Genomic DNA, 18571 nt, shown 5'->3' on the forward strand with positions numbered 1-18571 from the left:
TAGTGACATCTATACAAATATGATATGGATGGGCGGAGGAACTGATGGCAAAAATTAACTGGCGACATATCGAAATTTTCCATGCGGTGATGACCAGCGGTAACCTGACGCAGGCGGCTACGCTGCTGCATACCTCGCAGCCCACGGTCAGCCGCGAGCTTGCAAGGCTGGAACAACAGCTAGGCTTACAGCTGTTTGAACGGGTGCGTGGGCGTTTACAACCGACAGTACAAGGCTTACGGCTGTACGAAGAGGTGCAGCGTTCGTGGTATGGACTGGACCGCATCATGGATGCGGCGGAAGGGCTGCGCCAGTTTCGTCAGGGCGAACTGTCGATTGCCTGTCTGCCGGTGTTTTCCCAGTCACTGCTGCCACCGTTGTTACAACCTTTCCTGCAACGCTATCCACAGGTGAGTTTGAACATCATTCCGCAGGAGTCACCGCTGCTGGAAGAGTGGCTGTCGGCGCAACGCTACGATCTCGGCCTGACCGAAACCCAACACGCGCCCGCAGGCACTGATCGTCTGCCGCTGCTGACCTGCGATGAAGTGTGCGTGTTGCCGCCGCAGCATCCGTTGTGCCAGCGTGACGTCCTGACGCCACAGGATTTCCACGGGGAAAATTACGTCAGCCTGTCGCGCAGTGACAGCTATCGTCAGTTACTGGATTCGCTGTTTCATGAGCAAGAGGTTGAGCGTCGTTTAGTGCTGGAAACGCACAGTGCCGCGTCGGTGTGCGCCATGGTGCGGGCGGGGGTGGGGATTTCGATTGTGAACCCGCTGACGGCGCTGGATTACGCCGACAGCGGGGTAGTGATGCGACGCTTCAGCGTTGCCGTGCCGTTCACCGTCAGCCTGGTGCGGCCGCAACATCGTCCCGCATCGGCACTGGTTGATCACTTCTGCGACCACCTGCAGCAGCAGGTGGCCACCTTTACCCAACGCATTGCCGATCGTCTGGTTTAAGCGCGTACCGCTTCGCCCTGCCCGCCCGACTTGCGGAAGGTGATCAGGCAGATCACCAGCCCGACCACCGCCAGCGCAGCCGCCGCCACCGGCACAGCGGTCAGGCCGTAACCTTTATCAATCACCGCACCACCGACCCAGGCACCGAGCGCGTTCCCGACGTTGAACGCCGAGATGTTCAGGGTAGAGACCAGGTTCGGTGCCTCTTTACCGTGGCGCACCACGTTAATCTGCAAACCTGGCACGGTGGCAAAAGTCGCCATCGCCCACAGGAACAGGGTGATTTCGGCCAGCCACAGTGCATGGCTGGTCCAGCTGAACAGCAGCGAGAAGACGGCGATCAGCACAAAGCTCAGGATCAGGCTGAAGGAGACTTTCCAGTCGGCCAGTTTACCGCCCAGAATATTGCCCACGGTTAAGCCCGCACCAATCAGGAACAGCGTCCAGCTCACGCCACGATCGGTAATCCCCGTCACCTGCAACAACAGGGGCGCAATGTAGCTGAACAGGGCAAACATCGCAGCCGCGAAGAACACCGTCATCAGCAATGAAAGCCACAGTTTGCCGTTGGCGAGCGCACTCACTTCACTGGCCAGATGTACCGGTTTCTCTTCTTTGTTGGTCGGGAGACTGACGATCAAGGCGATAAAGGCGAGGATACCGATAATCGCGACGCCCCAGAAGGTGGCGCGCCAGCCGAACAGCTGACCAAACCAGGTACCGAGCGGCACGCCCAGCACGTTTGCCAGGGTTAAGCCGGTGAACATCAGCGCCACCGCAGAGGCCTGACGGCTGGGTGCCACCAAGCTCGCCGCCACCACCGAACCGATACCGAAGAAGGCTCCATGGCAGAGTGCAGTCACCACGCGCGCCAGCATTAACAGGTTGTAGGTGTAAGCCAGCGCACAGAGTACGTTACCGATGATGAAGATGATCATCAGCAGAATTAGCGTGCGTTTACGCGGCAGTTTGGCGGTCAACAGCGCCATAATCGGTGCACCGATGGCCACACCCAGCGCGTACCCGCTGATCAGCCATCCTGCTGAAGGAATCGACACCTGCAGATCGCCCGCCACTTCCGGCAGTAATCCCATAATGACGAACTCCGTGGTGCCGATGGCGAACGCACTCAGCGCCAGCGCCAGTAATGCAACAGGCATAACACTCTCTCCTAAAATAATTATGCAGGCGGGCCGCACTGCGAATGCAGGACGGTGACAGCTGACGCTTAATAATATTTGAACTGCGTCACATTCCGATTAAAGCACAGCCTTGGCGGCTCAACCAGCCTGTGTGCTGCAAGGCATTTTTGCTTGCAACGCAATAATCCCCACGTGAAAAAGTGACCTCACCTGACCACTGAGACAGATCGCACTTTTCGCGCTACGCTTGATACAGATGTGATCGCTGTCACAGCGGCTCAGCTTTTGGCGAGAAATCAATCAGTAAAGGATGCGCGCGCATTGCCGATACCCCAATGGATTGCCCGGTAATGTGGTGGCAAAAATGCAGGGGGAAAGACCTATGCGATGGCTGATCGCACTGACAGTAAGTTGCTTAAGCGGCTGCTCGGTTGGGCATTATGAATACAGCTCAGAAGCGGCTAAACGCGTCGATATGACCGTGACCGGCATTCCTACCGTGCTGGGTATTGGTGCGCTGGGCACCACCATCCCTCTGACCCCCGAATACAGCCTGACGGCGGCGCACGTGGCGAAATACTCGATGTACCGGGTAAAAGCCTGGCATCCGGAGTGCGATATCGCCGTGGTGTACCACAAAAACAGCGAAACCAACCTGCCCCCGCCCTTCCGCAACAGCCATATTGGCGACAATGTGAATCTCTACGGTTACAGCTTTATCTCTGCCATGCCGGTAGCCTCCAGCGGCAAGAATTTGATTAATACCACCCTGGCGAATGACTGGAATAAACCGAGTTGCGTGGTGGTTGCCGCCAATGCGGGCGTGGTGAAAGGCATGTCTGGCGGCGCGGTGTATAACGCCAGCGACGATACCTTAGCGGGTGTGATTGTCGGTTACAGCAGCCAGATTGATGACAACAAGACGGGTAAGACATTGTACAAAGATGTCGCGCTATATGTGCCCTATGCGCGCTTTCAGGCGTGGCTGGATGGGGTGGTGAAGTCTTGAGTTCGGTGCGATCTTACACTCTCACCTGAGCTATGCGGTCATTAATAAGGTCGCCTAAATGGCGTAATGCTCGTCAGTTAGGAACTCAGGCTGCTGCCATTCAATTCAGTGCGGGCTCTGCCGCCACTACTGCCCCCTCTGGGCCGTCCTCGCGCCGCTAAAGCGGTACCTTCGACTTCCACGTCGTGCCGTACGGACCGTTCGCGGATGACCATCCATGGTCGGCCGCGAACTGCCCCACGCCTCCCCGCGTGGGGCTCCTGGCCCAACGTAAAAGTCTCAGCGCTGCGGATAACCCTGAGGGGGCAGCAGAGGCGTCATAGCCTCAGGCAATGTGCCCTTTTTAACAACACGCACTGAAGCTCATGAGCTGGCTGGGGCCGCACCGGGGCTGGCATTCCGCAGCGCTGAGCTGAGCGAGTATGCCAGGAGAGCCCGCAGGACGCGGGCGAAAGGTGGCGCTGGAACATGGATGTTCCATCGGCACCGGTCCGTTAAGGCAGACGAGTGAAGTGAAGGCACCGCGTAGCGGCGCGAGGACCGCCAGCCCCGGTGCGGCCCCAGACGGCGTTATCGTCAGTCGCTTGACTGACAAGCATTACGCGGGCACCCACGCCCCTTGCAGCTGCACCTGCGGGAAACCTGCGGTCAGAATGCGCAACTCGGCATCGCGCGGGGTGTTATCGCCCTGCCCCTGAATACTCACAATATCCTGCGGACACGCAGAAAACGCCACAAAGCAATCCATCTCAGCGCGCAGCACAATGTAGTCGCCCGGCTTGGTCACTACCGGCAAGGTTTTCAGGGTGATGCCATCCGGCTGCACCTGAATATTCATGAAAATATTCAATGACGCCAGATTGCCGTGCGGTAAATCCACGCCCAATTCGCGCATGCCCTCGAACAGGTTATCGTGGCAGTTACGGTGATACTCCGTACAGCCCAGCAGCTCATATCGACGCGCATCGCATGCGGCCATAAAAGAGTCATGCACGCCGGGTGAAGTATCCGCCACTAAAGTCAGAATCGGGTGGCGCTGGCTGGTGATAAAGCTGTCACCGACTTTGGGGTTCAGCCGTTGGTTCCACACGCGCGTGGCTTCCATACACATATATTCGCTGACGTCGTGCGCGTTGTAAGCCCAGCAATCCACCACCTGGGTGCCGTGGGTGTTGATCACCTGCACCGCTTCGCCTTTTTTCAAACGCACCGCTTTACCGTAGCGTGCGGGGATGGTGATCACTTCACGATGCTGAAATTCAGCCGACATAATATTCTCCTGATTAATGCTGCATGCCGCGACGATAGCGCGTCATGCGAGATTCAAGGCGGCGCGCCAGCCAGTCGATCAGACTGTTGAGCACCCAGTAACACACCGCCACAGTGAGGTAGATCTCCAGCGGTGCGTAGGTATCCGAAATCGCCTGCTTCGCGGCGTACATAAATTCCTGCACCGAGACAATCGAGAGCAGCGCAGAGTCTTTGATCAAACCGATCATCAACCCCACCAGCGGCGACAGCATCTGCGGCAGGGTTTGCGGCAGCACCACATCGCGCAACTGCTCCGTGCGGCTCAAACCCAGCACCCGACACGCTTCCCACTGCCCTTTCGGCAAGGCTTCAATCGCGGCACGAATCACCTGCGCGATATAAGGCGCGTAATAGAGCGTCAGCGCCAGCACGCCGACCACCGGCGATGACAGCGTGATGTCGTATTCCGGCAGCACAAAATAGAGCAGATAGATCACCACCAGCAGCGGCAATGCCAGCGTTAACCCACTGTAGAGATTGAGCAAGCGCAGCCAGAACGGCGAAGCGCGCATCAGCAGCAGCGCCATCAGCCCGCCCCATGCCAGTGAGCAGAGCGCGGCAACGATACACAGTTGCAGCGTGGCGATCAGACCATCGCCGAGCGAGGGAAGTGATGAAAGAATTGCCTGCCAATCCATTACGCACTCCTCCGTTTCACTTCCAGACGCCGTGCAGCGGCTATCAACGGCATGGCTATCAACAAATAACCTGCCGCCACCAGCAACAGCACTTGCGTAGCCTCATAGGTGCGCGCAATGACAATTTGCCCGGCATAGGTCAACTCAGTGAGTGCCACCACCGAGGCCAGCGGCGTGGTTTTCAGCAGAATAGTGAACTCATTGACCAGCATCGGCAGACTCGCCCGCATCACCTGCGGATTGATAACATACCACCAGGTCATAAAGCGGCTTAAGCCCAGGGTACGCGCCGCTTCGAGCTGGCCTCGCGTCACTAACGAGCGGTTCACACGCAAAATCTCCGCCACATAGGCACCGCTGTTGAGGCCGATGGCGATCACCGCGGCCAGCATTGGCTGCCCGCCCAAGCCCAAACGCGGCAAGGTGAAAAACACCACAAACAGCTGCACGATGGCCGGTGTCCCGCGCATCAGGCTGACATATAACCGACCGATGAAACGCCAGATCCAGGCACGGCGCAGTTGCAGGAAGCAGCCGAGCTGCCCCATCACCACGCTGACTAATGAGGCCAGTACGGTGAGCACCAGCGTCATCAGCAGGCCGTGTCCGAGTTCCGGCAGCGCGGCCACTACCTGTTGATCCAGCCCCATGCGTTACTCCGCGTTAAAGTCGTGCAGGTTCTCCGCCACCGACAGCAGCAGCGGTGCCGGACGATCGTTGCCTTCTATGCCGGTATTGCAGGAGGAGACAATGAACTGGGTATCCATCACCACACGACAGGTGATGCTGTCACCGGCTTTGGTCAGGTTCGGCTCAGGCAGCAAGTCACCCGCACGCGTCAGCTTGACGTGCATAAACAGGTTGATGGGGTCCGGTAGCTTCGGCACCGCCATTCCCAATCGCGCCAGTTCCGCGCTGACCGCTTCGAGGCAGCCCTCGCCCTGATAGCCACGCTCGGCAAGAAACGCCGAGGTTGAGGCTGGCAGCAGCAGGTCATGACGTTTCACGCTGTCTTTGCCCAGCACCATCATCGGACGGCGACGGTTGTTGACCAGACGCATGCCAGAACCCAACAGATAGCTGTTACTGAACACGCGGGTGTGATGTACCGACAGCCATACCGCCGGATCGGCCAGACTAAAACCAAACAGTGAGGCCACTGCTCCATCGCCCTGTGCGGTGATACGTAGCAACTGGCCGCGCAGCACCTTGATCGATCCAACGCTTCCCGGCTTTACCGTGACCGACGGTGCCAGCGTACGCTCGGCGGTCTCTTCAAAACTTTCACGCATTAACAGCATGAATCATCTCCTCAGCGTGAAAATGGTCACTCACCACGATATCAATCGGCGTAACCTGCAAACCGTTGCCCGGAATGATGTCCTGCGGGCAGGACGAGACAGAACAGATCAGATCGCACAGCGCTTCAAAAGTAATACTGTCGCCGGCTTTACTGTTGGGATCGGTCACTTCCATACGACCATCGGCGGTGACCGGGCCGTTCTGGAACAGGTTGAACGGCTCTGGCAGTGAGAAATACGTCACGCCAAATTCTTTCATGCCTTCCAGCAGGTTATCCACGCAGTTGCGGTGCCCTTCGACACCGAAATCGACGCTAAAACGGGTGCGATCGCAAGCAGGCACGTTGGCATCGTGAATGCCGATGCTGTCGGCCAGAATGCGCAGCATCGGACGGTTTTCACTCGACCAGAGCGCATCGCCCGGCTTGAAGAACAGCGAACGCAGATGCTGACGGGTATGCACCGGCGACAGCTTTTCGTTCAGGTCATCGGCATTCACCGCGACAAAATCGGCCGCCTGCTGCCCTTCACTGTCAATCACGGTAATAAACTGGCCCTTACGCACGCGGAAGGTTTTGCCATGGCCCGCAGGCACCGTCAGGTTGCACTGGCACATAATTACTCCTGAGGGATGAAATCGCTGGCGGGAACGGTAAAGGTGGTGCCGAGATACTGCTGCTGCAGTTTGGTCAGCTCACCGTCTTTCTGCATCGCCAGAATATGGTCGCTGATGGCTTTGTTCAGGCTGCCATCTTCTTTACGCGTTGCCCAACCCATCCACTGCGATGGCCCGACTTCACCCACCTGTGCTACTTTGCCGCTGTATTTTTTCGCTACCGGCGCCAGCACCGAGATATCGTCATAGACGAAGTCAGCGCGTTTGGTCATCAGGGTGCTGACGGTCTGGTCCAGCGAATCCACGTTGATGATGGTGATCGGTTTTTTGCCCTCTTTCTTCAGCTGCTCATTGAACCCTTTCAGCAACTGCTCAGGCACGCTGGAAGTTTTCACGGCACCACGCAGGCCCGACAGGCTCTCTGGCGTCAGGGTTTTGCCGCTGAACGCTTTCGCCGCATCGTCACGCATCAATACGCCGTTAACGGTTTTGCTGTAAGGCACGGTGAACAGCACTTTCTTCGCGCGTTCAGCCGTCAGGTTGAGAGAGGAGCCTTCCGCGTTGAACGAGCCGGAGATCAGGCCCGGCAAAATGCCGCTGAAAGCGGTTTTTTGAAACTCAACTTTTACACCGAGATCTTTGGCGAAGGATTGCATGATCGCCACGCTGTAGCCGGTGATCTCGCCTTTGTCGTCGGTGTATTCGTATGGAGGAAAGGTTGGATCGATGCCAACGGTGATTTTGCCGCTGCTTTTGATGTCACTCAGGGTGTCGGCTTGCGCCTGTGCCATGGTGCCAACGGAGAGAAGTGCGGCGATCAGCAGTGCTGTTTTTTTCATTATGGTGTTTCCCTGGTGTTGGTGAAATGTCTTTTTCTACTGAGCATATTTTGTGCCAGTTTTTTCACCATTCAGGAATGAACTCAATCCAGTTGAGACTTTATTGAATAAAATCAGTGAGAAACATATGTTTCTTTGTATTTAATTTTAGTTTCTACAGTTTCACTGGCGAGAGAATGTGAGAAACGAGCGCCAGCGTACACGCACGCTTTTGGGGCAATCTCTGGCGCAAGGTGCGCCAGAATGGGGCGTTATTCGAGTTCGTCGAGAGATTGGTGCAACGCTTCGATTTGTGCGAGGTGGTCATTACTGGTTTTGCCCATTTGTCGGGCCACCAGTGAACAGAGTAGATTGCACACGCCAGAGAGCGCGGCGGTGCTGTCGAAGATTAAACTGCTGTCAGTGTGGCAGCGTACCACCCACTGCGCGCGGCGCGCGGGTTTGCCAGAGAGCACATCCGCGATGTAGAGCATCGGCACGTCACGCTCAGCCAGTGCATTCATCGCCGCTTCCAGCGCAGGCATACGGCGGCGCAGGCCAACACAGATCACCACGTCTTGTTTGTTGAGCGCGGCGAGGTGTTCAGCCAGCGAGTCGCCGGGACGAGGTAACAGCCGTACATCGGCATGGATATGCACCAGATCGCGGTAAATCAGCTGTGCGATAGTCTGGCTATGACGCCAGCCCATCACCACCACACGGCGTGCTTGCGCAATCGCGCTCACCGCCTGCTGCAGTTGTTCGCTGTCCAGCGTGCGATAGCTGTTGACCAGATTGGCGATTTCTCGCTCCAGATGCTGCTGCATGATGCTGGCGAGCGGTGATGCGGTGGGTACGGCTTGCAGATAAAGCGGCGAACCACTGCTCTGCATTTCACGCGCCTGGCGGCGTGCCGCTTCGTAGCTTTCGTAGCCCAGATGGCGGAAGAAACGCGTGGTGGTGGCCTTGGAGACCCCCGCGCTCTGCGCCAGTTCAGTGGCGGTGTTCATCGCCAACTGACCCGGTGCGGCCAGCAGCACGTCGGCCAGTCGCTGTTCATGGCTGGAGAGTTGATCCCAGTGCTGTTGTATCCGGCCCTCTAACGTTGCCGCTTTTGCACTCATGGTGATTCCCTGAAAATAAAAAAACTATCCTGCACAGAGCGTGCCGGGTTGTCATCAGGAATTTTGTTGGGGGTGTTGAGGAGGGTGCGTGCTGATGCCCTCACCCCGGCCCTCTCCCACAGGGAGAGGGAGAAAACCGCACAGGAATCAGAGATAACTGCGGACAGTCCCCTCTCCCACTTGTGGGAGAGGGTTAGGGTGAGGGCAACCCGGTTTTATTTACCGGTCGGACGCAACGCTGGGAACAGGATCACATCACGGATAGTGTGGCTGTTGGTGAACAGCATCACCATACGGTCGATACCGATACCCAGACCTGCGGTTGGCGGCAGGCCATGCTCCAGTGCGGTCACGTAATCTTCGTCGTAGAACATCGCTTCGTCATCGCCAGCATCTTTGGCATTCACCTGCTGCAGGAATCGCTCAGCCTGATCTTCTGCATCGTTCAACTCGGAGAAGCCGTTACCGATTTCACGGCCGCCAATGAAGAACTCAAAGCGGTCAGTGATTTCTGGGTTCTCGTCGTTACGACGCGCCAGCGGTGACACTTCAGCCGGATATTCAGTGATAAAGGTCGGCTGAATCAGACTTGCTTCTGCGGTCTCTTCGAAGATCTCAGTGACCACGCGGCCCAGACCCCAGCTCTTTTCCACTTTGATGTGCAGCGACTTCGCAATCGCGACCGCTTTATCAAAGTCTTCCAGATCGTTCAGGTCAGTCTCTGGACGGTACTTTTTGATCGCTTCACGCATGGTGAGCTTCTCAAACGGCTTACCGAAATCGAAGGTGTGGTCACCGTAAGGCACTTCGGTGGTGCCCAGCACGTCTTGCGCCAGAGTACGGAACAGGCTTTCAGTCAGTTCGATCAGATCTTTGTAATCCGCATACGCCATGTAGAGTTCCATCATGGTGAACTCTGGGTTATGACGTGGCGAAATACCTTCGTTACGGAAGTTACGGTTGATCTCGAATACGCGATCAAAACCACCGACCACCAGACGCTTCAGGTACAGCTCTGGCGCAATACGCAGGTACATATCGATGTCGAGCGCATTGTGATGGGTGATGAACGGACGTGCAGACGCACCGCCTGGAATCACCTGCATCATTGGGGTTTCCACTTCCATAAAGTCACGGTTGACCATGAACTGACGGATGCCGGCCATGATTTTAGAACGTACTTTGAAAGTGTTACGTGAATCGTCGTTCGAGATCAGATCCAGATAACGCTGGCGATAACGGGTTTCCTGATCGGCCAGACCGTGGAATTTATCCGGCAGCGGACGCAATGCTTTAGTCAGCAGACGCAGCTCAGTGATGTGAATCGACAACTCACCGGTTTTGGTCTTGAACAACTTACCGCGCGCGCCGAGGATATCCCCAAGATCCCACTTCTTGAACTGCTCGTTGTAAACGCCTTCTGGCAGATCGTCACGTGAAACGTAGATCTGAATCTGGCCACCGACATCCTGCAGCGTGGCGAAGGAGGCTTTACCCATGATGCGACGCGTCATCATACGACCTGCCACGCTCACTTCGACGCCGAGTGCTTCCAGCTCTTCGTTTTCTTTGGCGTCATAGCTGGCGTGCAGCACATCGGAGGTGGTATCGCGACGGAAATCATTGGGAAACGCGATGCCCTTTTCACGCAGCGCGCTGAGTTTTTCGCGACGCGCTTTCAGTTCGTTGTTTAACTCAAGGGCGGCATCAGCGCTCTGCGGTTGTTGTTCAGACATGTCGGTTCCTTATAACCCTGCTTTTAAACTTGCTTCAATAAAACGGTCGATGTCGCCATCCAGCACCGCTTGAGTATTGCGCGTCTCTACGCTGGTGCGCAGATCCTTGATACGTGAATCATCGAGCACGTAAGAGCGAATCTGGCTGCCCCAGCCGATATCGGATTTATTATCTTCCGCAGCCTGCTTATCAGCGTTTTTCTTCTGCATCTCATATTCGTACAGTTTTGCACGCAACTGCTTGAAAGCCTGATCTTTGTTTTTATGCTGTGAACGGTCGTTCTGGCACTGCACCACAATGTTGGTCGGCAAGTGGGTAATACGCACCGCAGACTCGGTTTTGTTAACGTGCTGACCACCCGCGCCCGAGGCACGGTAAACGTCGATACGCAGATCGGCTGGATTGATATCGATATCGATGTTGTCATCCACTTCCGGGTAAATAAACACCGAACTGAATGAGGTGTGGCGACGGCCGCCGGAGTCAAACGGACTCTTACGCACCAGGCGATGGACACCGGTTTCCGTGCGCAGCCAGCCAAACGCGTAGTCACCGATGATTTTAATGGTGGCGGATTTGGTTCCAGCCACTTCACCGTCAGACTCTTCGATGATTTCGGTTTTATAGCCTTTGGCTTCCGCCCAGCGCAGGTACATGCGCAGCAGCATGCTGGCCCAGTCTTGCGCTTCGGTGCCGCCAGAACCGGCCTGGATATCCATGTAGCAATCGGCGCTGTCATATTCGCCGGAGAACATGCGACGGAATTCGAGTTCGCCCAGTTTCACTTCAAGTGCATCGAGTTCAGCAACGGCTTCGTTGAAGGTCTCTTCGTCGTCGGCTTCAACGGCCAGATCGAGCAAGCCCTGCACATCTTCCAGGCCTTGACGCATGTGGTCTAAGGTTTCCACCACGGCTTCCAGTGAAGCACGTTCTTTGCCCAGCGCCTGAGCACGTTCTGGTTCGTTCCAGACGTCAGGTTGTTCCAGCTCGGCGTTTACTTCTTCGAGGCGTTCTTTCTTGGCATCATAGTCAAAGATACCCCCTAAGAACGTCGCTGCGCTCGCTGAGGTCCTGAATACGATTTTTGACCGGATTAATTTCAAACATGGCTTTTCAGTCTTTTTTGACGAATCGGTGATAGGAGATAAAACGTAACGCGGTAGTTTACCCGAAAGCACGCTCAGTTTGTAGCATTGCTCCCCGGTTGTTTTCGGTCGCCATAAATGGCGCCCCTACAGAGATCGGAGCATATTGTTGGATGCGCATCTGAGGCTTTCGGTCGCCATAAATGGCGCCCCTACATATGCCGGAGCATGTTGTAAGGTGCGCATTAATGCGCACCTGGAAGCGTTGTGCCATTACACCGGCCAGATATGGTCAATAATCAGCTGCACCGATCGGTTGCCGCGATACTCATTGATATCCAGTTTATAAGCGAGTTTCACCTGGCGCACGCTGGTGTCTGGCCACAGGGTGGTATCGACGTTGAAGGCGATGCCATCCAGCAGCGGGCCGCCACCCAGAGGTTCAATCATCACTTTCAGGTGACGCTCACCCACCAGCTTCTGCTGCAGCAGTTTGAACTGTCCGTCGAATACCGGTTCCGGGAACGCCTGTCCCCAGGGACCGGCTTCACGTAGCATTTCGGCGGTGTGCAGGCTGAATTCCTGCGCGTGCAGTTCACCATCGGACCAGATCACGCCCTGCAACGCTTCGCCATCCAGCCACTCATCAATCAGCGCGGCAAAACGCTCACGGAACAGATCGTACTTCTCGGTCTCCAGTGACAGACCGGCGGCCATGGCGTGACCACCAAATTTGATCATCATACCCGGATAGAGCGTATCGAGGCGTTCCAGCGCATCACGCAAATGCAAACCAGTAATCGAACGGCCTGAGCCTTTCAGAGTGCCATCTCCAGCGGGCGCGAAGGCGATCACCGGGCGATGGAAACGCTCTTTTAAGCGTGATGCCAGAATCCCCACCACACCCTGGTGCCACTCGGGATGGTAAAACGCCAGGCCAAGCGGCAAATCCGTGTGCTGGCGCTCCAGCTCATCGCACAGCGCCAGCGCCTCACTTTTCATGCCTTGCTCAATCTCTTTACGTGTTTGATTCAACGCATCAAGTTCGTTAGCCAGCATACGCGCCTGGGCAATATCTTCAGTGAGCAGCAGTGCCACGCCTACCGACATATCATCCAGACGGCCCGCCGCATTCAGGCGAGGCCCCACGGCGAAACCGAGATCGCTGGCCGCGAGTTGTCTGGCATCGCGGTTGGCGATTTCCAGTAGCGCACGGATGCCGGCACGGCATTTCCCGGCACGAATACGGCTTAAGCCCTGCCACACCAAAATGCGATTGTTGGCATCCAGCGGGACCACGTCAGCTACGGTGCCCAGCGCAACTAAGTCGAGCAACTCCGCCAGATTGGGTTCGGCACGGCCATCGCTGAACCAGTTCTTTTTCCGTAAATGGGCCCGCAGCGCCAGCATCAGATAAAACGCCACGCCCACGCCCGCCAGCGAGCGCGAAGGAAATTCACTGTCGTTGAGATTGGGGTTAACGATACCCTCAGCCTGTGGCAGCGTGTCGCCGGGCAAGTGGTGATCGGTGACCAACACCGGAATACCGTGCTGATGCGCGGTGTCGACGCCAGCATGGGAAGAGATGCCGTTATCCACGGTGAGAATCATCTCCGCACCACGTGCACGCGCCTGCTCCACCACCTCCGGACTCAGGCCATAACCATCTTCAAAGCGGTTGGGCACCAGATAATCGACGTTGCCGCCCAGACTGCGCAGCGCCAGCACGGTGAGTGCCGTACTGGTGGCACCATCTGCATCGAAATCACCCACCACTACAATGCGGCGGCCCGATTCCAGCATCTGATGCAGCAACGTCACGGCTTGTTCAATGCCACCCAGCGTTTGCCATGGCAGCAGATGTTTGGCACCGCGCTCAAGTTCGGCGGCATCCTGCACACCACGTTGCAGATAAAGACGACGCAGCAGCGGCGGTAAATGATCGGGTAAGCTGGCGTCGGCCTGGGCTTCACGCCGACGCAGTTCGACAGAATGAATCACTGTGAATTAACCGCCCCGCTTCTGACCATCAAGTACCTGTTTCAGCTCTTGCGGGCCTTGATAACCGGGGATCATCGCGCCGGTATCCGTCAGGATCGCAGGTGTGCCCTGAATCCCGTAGAGGATGCCGAGCTGATAGTGTTTATCAAGATTGATTTTGCAGGTCTCTGGCGCTTCCATTTGCGGCGCATCACCTTTCATTGCTGCATCAAACGCTTTATTGCGATCGGCACTGCACCAAATGGCGCGCATCGCTTTTTCCACCTGACCATGCAGCCCTTCACGCGGGAAAGCCAGGTAACGAACGGTGATACCCAGCGCGTTGTAGTCAGCCATTTGCTCATGCAGTTTACGGCAGTAGCCACAGGTGATATCGGTGAATACGGTAATCACATGCTGCTCTTTTGGCGCTTTGTAGACGATCATTTCCGGTGCCAGCGCACTGATTTTTTTGTCCAGCAGCTGGTTGGTGACGTTCACCGGTTGTGCACCGCTGACATCGTACAGTGGCCCCTGAATCATGTGTTTACCGTCTTCGCTGACGTACAGTACGCCACTTTCGGTTAATACGGTTTTCATCCCTGGCAACGGTGATGGCTGGATTTCAACCTGTTGCAGCCCGAGTTTTTTCAAAGCTTGCTGAATGGCGCTGTCATCGGCATGAGCCAGACCGGTAAAGGCGCTGACCAACAATGCCAGCATCGTTAACTGTTTTTTCATCTCTAATCCTTGTTGCCGCTGCTCAGGCGCGCGGATGATGCTGTTGATGTAACTGACGCAGGCGCTCGGTGGCAACGTGCGTATAAATTTGGGTTGTCGAGAGGTCACTGTGGCCCAGCAACATCTGTACGACGCGCAAATCCGCGCCGTGGTTCAGTAAATGTGTGGCAAATGCGTGACGCAGCACGTGCGGCGACAGTTTTTCGCTGTCGATCTCTGCCAGAGTGGCATAGTGCTTGATCCGATGCCAGAAGGTCTGTCGGGTCATTTGTTGCGCGCGGTTACTGGGGAACATCACATCCAGCGTTTGGCCGTTCAACAGCCAGGGACGCCCGTGCTCCATATAATGCTCCAGCCAGTAAATGGCTTCTTCACCTAACGGCACAAGACGCTCTTTGTTGCCTTTACCAATCACGCGCACTACACCCTGACGCAAACTGATGTCGCTGATGGTGAGCCCCACCAGCTCCGACACGCGCAAGCCGGTGGCATACAGCAGTTCCAGCATCGCTTTGTCACGCAGCTCAAGCGGAACGTCGATGCTCGGTGCCTGCAATAACCTTTCGACCTGTTTTTCACTGAGATCTTTTGGCAAGCGCTGTGGCAGCTTCGGTGCAGAAAGCAGCGCGCTGGGGTCATCACTGCGCAGCTTTTCACGATAAAGATATTGGAACAGGCGGCGTATAGCGCTGAGCGTGCGTGCAGAGCTGGTGGCTTTGTAGCCCCCCTCGACGCGTTCGGCGAGAAACTGCTGTAAATCGGGCGCTTCCAGCGTCACCAGGGTTCGTTCGTGATGATGTAACCAGCCGGTGAGCGTTTGCAGATCCTGGCGATACGACGCAAGGGTGTTTTGCGCCAGATTTCGCTCAATCCAGAGCGCATCCAGAAACTGTTCTATCAGATCGCTGTCCTGCACGGTTCCCCTCCAGCGCGTGTGAAATCGTGCTCATTATGCCTGAAAGTCACCTGCTTCTGGTACAATTGCGCCAAAGTGAGTATCAGTCAGAGCATTAATTGCATGAATATCGGTCTGTTTTACGGTTCCAGCACCTGTTACACCGAGATGACGGCGGAGAAGATTCGCGACTTTATCGGTGAAGAATTAGTCACACTGCACAACCTCAAAGATGATGATCCCTCGTTGATGGAGCAGTATGATTTGCTGATCCTTGGTATTCCAACCTGGGATTTTGGCGAATTGCAGGAAGACTGGGAGGCCATCTGGCAACAGCTGCCCGCGCTCAATCTGCAAGGCAAGATTGTGGCGCTGTACGGTATGGGCGACCAAATGGAGTACGCGGAGTGGTTCCTGGATGCGCTGGGGATGCTGCATGAATTGCTGCAACCGATGGGCGTGCAGTTTGTCGGTTACTGGCCATTAGAAGGCTACGAGTTTACCAGCAAGAAACCGCTCACCGCTGACGGCACCCAGTTTGTCGGCCTGGCGCTCGATGATGTCAATCAGTTCGAATTGAGTGAAGAGCGGGTTGAACAGTGGTGTGAACAGGTTCTGACCGAAACGGCTGCGCTGCTCTAGGCCGCAGCGCCCTCTCGAAGCAAACAGCAGGCGCGCAATGTGCGCCATTCGTTTGGCGGCAGGTTGTCATGCATCAACCATAGCCGCCAGCGTTTGCCTTGCGGATTACGCAACTCCAGCAATACACCGCAGGCTAGCCAGTCCGCTTTTCGCACCAATCGCCAGTGCTCTCCACGCCACAGCCAGTTTCCCTGATCATCCAGCACCAAACGACCGGTACGCTGCATCAAGCGTCGTTCGTTGTGCCAGCACTCCAGCAGCAGGAGAATCAAAACAGGCGCTTGACCCCATTGCCATTCGGCAGGCCAACGGAGGCTCAGCAACACGCCAGCGACCAGCACAAACAGCGCCACGTTCAGTGCTCTGGCACTGCGTGACGGCTGCAAATCACATTGGTACCGGACCGCGTTCACGGTTGCGCTGTTGGATCAGTTGCACCATGCGTTTGAACTCGGGATCGGCCGGTTCACCGTGATTCATCAACCAGTTAAACAGGTCAGGATCGTCACTCTTCAGCAGAGCAATAAACACCTGCTTGTCGGTGTCGGTCAGCGAATCATACTCGAACTTAAAGAACGGCATGATGGAGACATCCAGCTCCAGCATGCCGCGGCGGCACGCCCACTGAACGCGAGCTTTATCATGAATATCCATGTGTCATTTTTCCATGGCTGAAAACAGTGGCGCTCAGTGTACCTGCTTTTTGAAAACACTGCAGGCGCTGTGCCTCATGCTGCGCGATATGACGCAAAGCAGTTTCACCCATTGCAGGGTTATCACGCGATTTGTGCGCCAGATTCGGTAAACAGGTTGCAAACCCGCACTGCTCTTTTAACATTGGAAGCATTATCGTTATTAATCAGGATGCACACATGCCGATTTTTACCCTTCCACCACGCCAGCCTGCTGCGGCGTCACGCTTGCCTTTAACCCTGATGTCGCTTGATGAGTGGGCGCTGGTTGCTGTGCAGGGCAAAGACAGTACGTCATATCTGCAAGGTCAATTGACGCTGGATGTCGCCGCGCTGGACGCTACGCAGCATCGCCCTGCCGCGCATTGTGATGCCAAAGGCAAAATGTGGAGTAGCCTGCGTCTGTTCCATCGCGGTGAGGGTTATGCCTATATCGTGCGCCGTAATCTGCATGAGCAGCAGCTCACCGAGCTGAAGAAATACGCGGTGTTCGCCAAAGTCACTATTGCTGCGGATAACGAAGCCGTACTGCTGGGTGTCGCGGGCTTCCAGGCACGCGCCGCACTGGCGGACCTGTTCCCGGTCCTGCCGGATGCTGAAACGCCCGTGGTGCAGCAGGATGACAGCACGCTGCTGTGGTTCGCCCAACCTGCCGAGCGCTTCCTGCTGGTGACCACCCGAGCGCAGGCAGAATCTTTAAAAGAGAAGCTGGCAGGAACCGCACAGTTTAATGACAGCCAACAGTGGCTGGCTTTGGACATTGAAGCGGGTATTCCGGTGATCGAAAGCGCGACCAGTGCGCAGTTGATTCCGCAGGCCACCAATCTGCAAGCCCTTGACGCGATCAGCTTCAAAAAAGGCTGTTACACCGGCCAGGAGATGGTGGCACGAGCAAAATTCCGTGGTGCCAACAAGCGCGCCCTATACTGGCTGGCGGGCACGGCCAGCAAAGTACCCCAGGCTGACGGTTCATTGGAGCTGAAGATGGGCGATAAATGGCGTCGTACCGGCACCGTGCTGAGCGGCGTCCAACTGGATGATGGCAGCGTGTGGGTGCAAGTGGTGATGAACAACGATCTGGAGCCAGACAGCGTACTGCGTGTGGAAGGGGATGAAGGCGGTAAGCTGACGATTCAACCACTGCCGTATTCGTTGGTGGATTAAATGTGGTCGCGGCGCAATAAATTGCGCCGCTACGCTTTCGTGCTGCAATTTGCTTTTACATCACATAAAAATAGATCGCGCAGAAGTGCAATACGCTGCCGCCCAAGACGAAACCGTGCCAGATAGCGTGGTTGTAGGGAATGCGGCGCGAGACATAGAAAATCACACCCAACGAATAGACAATCCCACCCGCAGCCAATAGCCAAACCCCGCCCGCTGCCAGCTTGGTGGCAAGCTGATAAATCACCACCAGCGACAACCATCCCATGCTGAGATAGGTCACCAGCGAGAGTATTTTAAAACGGTGCGCGATGGTGAGTTTGAAGATAATCCCCGCCAGCGCCAGACTCCAGATCACCACCATCAACCCTTGTGCCAGCGGCGATTTCAGCCCCACCAGCAGGAAAGGTGTGTAAGTGCCCGCAATCAATAAGTAGATGGCGCAATGGTCGAATTTTTTCAGCCAGTGCTTCGCTTTCTGATACGGAATCGCGTGATAGAGCGTCGAGGCGAGGAACAGCAAGATCATGCTGCCGCCATACAGACTGTAACTGGTGATGGCGGTGATATCGGCGCGCATTTCAACCGCTTGCGTCAGCAGCAACACCAAGCCAACCACCCCGAAAATACAGCCGATTCCGTGGCTAATGCTGTTGGCAATCTCTTCAGCTAACGAGTAGCCCTGAGCGATAAGTCGATTCTGTGCCATGC

At 56.1% G+C, this 18571-nt stretch carries 20 protein-coding genes; 4 read left to right on the forward strand and 16 right to left on the reverse strand.

Annotation, left to right across the window (positions count from 1 at the left end; translation table 11 throughout):
* Positions 1 to 44: 44 nt before the first annotated feature.
* Positions 45 to 965, forward strand: a complete 921-nt coding sequence (locus ACPUC8_RS13165; protein WP_494926467.1) for a LysR family transcriptional regulator — start codon at positions 45 to 47, stop codon at positions 963 to 965.
* Here ACPUC8_RS13165 and ACPUC8_RS13170 read toward each other — a convergent pair.
* On the reverse strand, positions 962 to 2125 hold the full coding sequence (locus tag ACPUC8_RS13170) for an MFS transporter (RefSeq protein ID WP_039329020.1): 1164 nt from the start codon (positions 2123 to 2125) through the stop codon (positions 962 to 964). The genes ACPUC8_RS13165 and ACPUC8_RS13170 overlap by 4 nt on opposite strands.
* A gap of 364 nt (positions 2126 to 2489) precedes the next feature.
* Here ACPUC8_RS13170 and ACPUC8_RS13175 point away from each other — a divergent pair, with 364 nt between their 5' ends.
* Positions 2490 to 3116 carry a hypothetical protein gene (locus ACPUC8_RS13175; RefSeq protein WP_058969904.1) on the forward strand — a complete coding sequence of 209 codons (627 nt, stop codon included), beginning with the start codon at positions 2490 to 2492 and terminating at the stop codon, positions 3114 to 3116.
* 598 nt (positions 3117 to 3714) lie between these two features.
* On the opposite strand, the gene ACPUC8_RS13180 is transcribed toward ACPUC8_RS13175, so the two are convergent.
* The 12 genes from ACPUC8_RS13180 to xerD form a co-directional block, all read right to left on the reverse strand.
* Positions 3715 to 4386, reverse strand: a complete 672-nt coding sequence (locus tag ACPUC8_RS13180; protein WP_058969905.1) for a DUF1989 domain-containing protein — start codon at positions 4384 to 4386, stop codon at positions 3715 to 3717.
* Between the two features lie 13 nt (positions 4387 to 4399).
* Complete coding sequence (locus tag ACPUC8_RS13185) at positions 4400 to 5065, reverse strand: amino acid ABC transporter permease (RefSeq protein WP_039337235.1); 666 nt, start codon at positions 5063 to 5065, stop codon at positions 4400 to 4402.
* Positions 5065 to 5715, reverse strand: a complete 651-nt coding sequence (locus tag ACPUC8_RS13190) for an amino acid ABC transporter permease (protein WP_058969906.1) — start codon at positions 5713 to 5715, stop codon at positions 5065 to 5067. The genes ACPUC8_RS13185 and ACPUC8_RS13190 overlap by 1 nt, the downstream gene beginning before the upstream one ends.
* A 3-nt stretch (positions 5716 to 5718) precedes the next feature.
* Positions 5719 to 6366: an urea carboxylase-associated family protein gene (locus ACPUC8_RS13195; protein ID WP_494926468.1), complete on the reverse strand. Its 648-nt coding sequence runs from the start codon at positions 6364 to 6366 to the stop codon at positions 5719 to 5721.
* Entirely contained in the window at positions 6350 to 6982 is a 633-nt protein-coding gene (locus tag ACPUC8_RS13200; protein ID WP_494926469.1) for a DUF1989 domain-containing protein, read from the reverse strand. Before ACPUC8_RS13200 ends, ACPUC8_RS13195 begins: the two co-directional genes overlap by 17 nt.
* Before the next feature lie 2 nt (positions 6983 to 6984).
* Positions 6985 to 7821 carry a transporter substrate-binding domain-containing protein gene (locus ACPUC8_RS13205; protein WP_494926470.1) on the reverse strand — a complete coding sequence of 279 codons (837 nt, stop codon included), beginning with the start codon at positions 7819 to 7821 and terminating at the stop codon, positions 6985 to 6987.
* Positions 7822 to 8072: 251 nt separating this feature from the next.
* Positions 8073 to 8924, reverse strand: a complete 852-nt coding sequence (locus ACPUC8_RS13210; RefSeq protein WP_494926471.1) for a MurR/RpiR family transcriptional regulator — start codon at positions 8922 to 8924, stop codon at positions 8073 to 8075.
* A 215-nt stretch (positions 8925 to 9139) separates the two neighbouring features.
* Positions 9140 to 10660 carry a lysine--tRNA ligase gene (gene lysS, locus ACPUC8_RS13215; protein WP_039337247.1) on the reverse strand — a complete coding sequence of 507 codons (1521 nt, stop codon included), beginning with the start codon at positions 10658 to 10660 and terminating at the stop codon, positions 9140 to 9142.
* Between the two features lie 9 nt (positions 10661 to 10669).
* Positions 10670 to 11768 (reverse strand): peptide chain release factor 2 gene (gene prfB / locus ACPUC8_RS13220; RefSeq protein WP_102135998.1). Its coding sequence is split into 2 segments (ribosomal slippage): positions 10670 to 11692 and positions 11694 to 11768, totalling 1098 coding nucleotides; the frame shifts between segments, so codons are not numbered across the junction.
* A 251-nt stretch (positions 11769 to 12019) separates the two neighbouring features.
* Positions 12020 to 13747 (reverse strand): single-stranded-DNA-specific exonuclease RecJ, encoded by a 1728-nt coding sequence (recJ, locus tag ACPUC8_RS13225; protein ID WP_494926472.1) that lies wholly within the window; start codon positions 13745 to 13747, stop codon positions 12020 to 12022.
* 6 nt (positions 13748 to 13753) lie between these two features.
* The gene (gene dsbC / locus ACPUC8_RS13230) at positions 13754 to 14467 is read right to left on the reverse strand and encodes a bifunctional protein-disulfide isomerase/oxidoreductase DsbC (protein WP_494926473.1); all 714 of its coding nucleotides are present in this window, start codon (positions 14465 to 14467) and stop codon (positions 13754 to 13756) included.
* Between the two features lie 22 nt (positions 14468 to 14489).
* On the reverse strand, positions 14490 to 15383 hold the full coding sequence (gene xerD, locus ACPUC8_RS13235) for a site-specific tyrosine recombinase XerD (protein ID WP_039331831.1): 894 nt from the start codon (positions 15381 to 15383) through the stop codon (positions 14490 to 14492).
* A 102-nt stretch (positions 15384 to 15485) separates the two neighbouring features.
* Here xerD and fldB point away from each other — a divergent pair, with 102 nt between their 5' ends.
* A complete protein-coding gene (gene fldB, locus ACPUC8_RS13240; protein ID WP_039331833.1) occupies positions 15486 to 16004 on the forward strand; it encodes a flavodoxin FldB in 519 nt (172 codons plus the stop codon).
* On the opposite strand, the gene ACPUC8_RS13245 is transcribed toward fldB, so the two are convergent.
* Both ACPUC8_RS13245 and sdhE read right to left on the reverse strand, forming a co-directional pair.
* Positions 16001 to 16417, reverse strand: a complete 417-nt coding sequence (locus ACPUC8_RS13245; protein WP_494926474.1) for a protein YgfX — start codon at positions 16415 to 16417, stop codon at positions 16001 to 16003. The two genes, fldB and ACPUC8_RS13245, sit on opposite strands and share 4 nt — an antisense overlap.
* On the reverse strand, positions 16392 to 16658 hold the full coding sequence (gene sdhE / locus ACPUC8_RS13250; protein ID WP_039331837.1) for an FAD assembly factor SdhE: 267 nt from the start codon (positions 16656 to 16658) through the stop codon (positions 16392 to 16394). Before sdhE ends, ACPUC8_RS13245 begins: the two co-directional genes overlap by 26 nt.
* Before the next feature lie 218 nt (positions 16659 to 16876).
* Here sdhE and ygfZ point away from each other — a divergent pair, with 218 nt between their 5' ends.
* Positions 16877 to 17860 (forward strand): tRNA-modifying protein YgfZ, encoded by a 984-nt coding sequence (gene ygfZ / locus ACPUC8_RS13255; protein ID WP_494926475.1) that lies wholly within the window; start codon positions 16877 to 16879, stop codon positions 17858 to 17860.
* A 55-nt stretch (positions 17861 to 17915) separates the two neighbouring features.
* On the opposite strand, the gene trhA is transcribed toward ygfZ, so the two are convergent.
* Positions 17916 to 18569: a PAQR family membrane homeostasis protein TrhA gene (gene trhA / locus ACPUC8_RS13260; RefSeq protein WP_494926476.1), complete on the reverse strand. Its 654-nt coding sequence runs from the start codon at positions 18567 to 18569 to the stop codon at positions 17916 to 17918.
* Positions 18570 to 18571 lie beyond the last annotated feature (2 nt).

The organism is Pantoea sp. CFCC18177, from assembly GCF_059412425.1.

Coding starts and splice junctions, on each gene's coding strand:
- ACPUC8_RS13165 (WP_494926467.1), top strand. CDS start 45: ATGGCAAAAATTAACTGGCGACATATCGAAATTTTCCATGCGGTGATG.
- ACPUC8_RS13170 (WP_039329020.1), bottom strand. CDS start 2,125: ATGCCTGTTGCATTACTGGCGCTGGCGCTGAGTGCGTTCGCCATCGGC.
- ACPUC8_RS13175 (WP_058969904.1), top strand. CDS start 2,490: ATGCGATGGCTGATCGCACTGACAGTAAGTTGCTTAAGCGGCTGCTCG.
- ACPUC8_RS13180 (WP_058969905.1), bottom strand. CDS start 4,386: ATGTCGGCTGAATTTCAGCATCGTGAAGTGATCACCATCCCCGCACGC.
- ACPUC8_RS13185 (WP_039337235.1), bottom strand. CDS start 5,065: ATGGATTGGCAGGCAATTCTTTCATCACTTCCCTCGCTCGGCGATGGT.
- ACPUC8_RS13190 (WP_058969906.1), bottom strand. CDS start 5,715: ATGGGGCTGGATCAACAGGTAGTGGCCGCGCTGCCGGAACTCGGACAC.
- ACPUC8_RS13195 (WP_494926468.1), bottom strand. CDS start 6,366: ATGCTGTTAATGCGTGAAAGTTTTGAAGAGACCGCCGAGCGTACGCTG.
- ACPUC8_RS13200 (WP_494926469.1), bottom strand. CDS start 6,982: ATGTGCCAGTGCAACCTGACGGTGCCTGCGGGCCATGGCAAAACCTTC.
- ACPUC8_RS13205 (WP_494926470.1), bottom strand. CDS start 7,821: ATGAAAAAAACAGCACTGCTGATCGCCGCACTTCTCTCCGTTGGCACC.
- ACPUC8_RS13210 (WP_494926471.1), bottom strand. CDS start 8,924: ATGAGTGCAAAAGCGGCAACGTTAGAGGGCCGGATACAACAGCACTGG.
- lysS (WP_039337247.1), bottom strand. CDS start 10,660: ATGTCTGAACAACAACCGCAGAGCGCTGATGCCGCCCTTGAGTTAAAC.
- dsbC (WP_494926473.1), bottom strand. CDS start 14,467: ATGAAAAAACAGTTAACGATGCTGGCATTGTTGGTCAGCGCCTTTACC.
- fldB (WP_039331833.1), top strand. CDS start 15,486: ATGAATATCGGTCTGTTTTACGGTTCCAGCACCTGTTACACCGAGATG.
- sdhE (WP_039331837.1), bottom strand. CDS start 16,658: ATGGATATTCATGATAAAGCTCGCGTTCAGTGGGCGTGCCGCCGCGGC.
- ygfZ (WP_494926475.1), top strand. CDS start 16,877: ATGCCGATTTTTACCCTTCCACCACGCCAGCCTGCTGCGGCGTCACGC.
- trhA (WP_494926476.1), bottom strand. CDS start 18,569: ATGGCACAGAATCGACTTATCGCTCAGGGCTACTCGTTAGCTGAAGAG.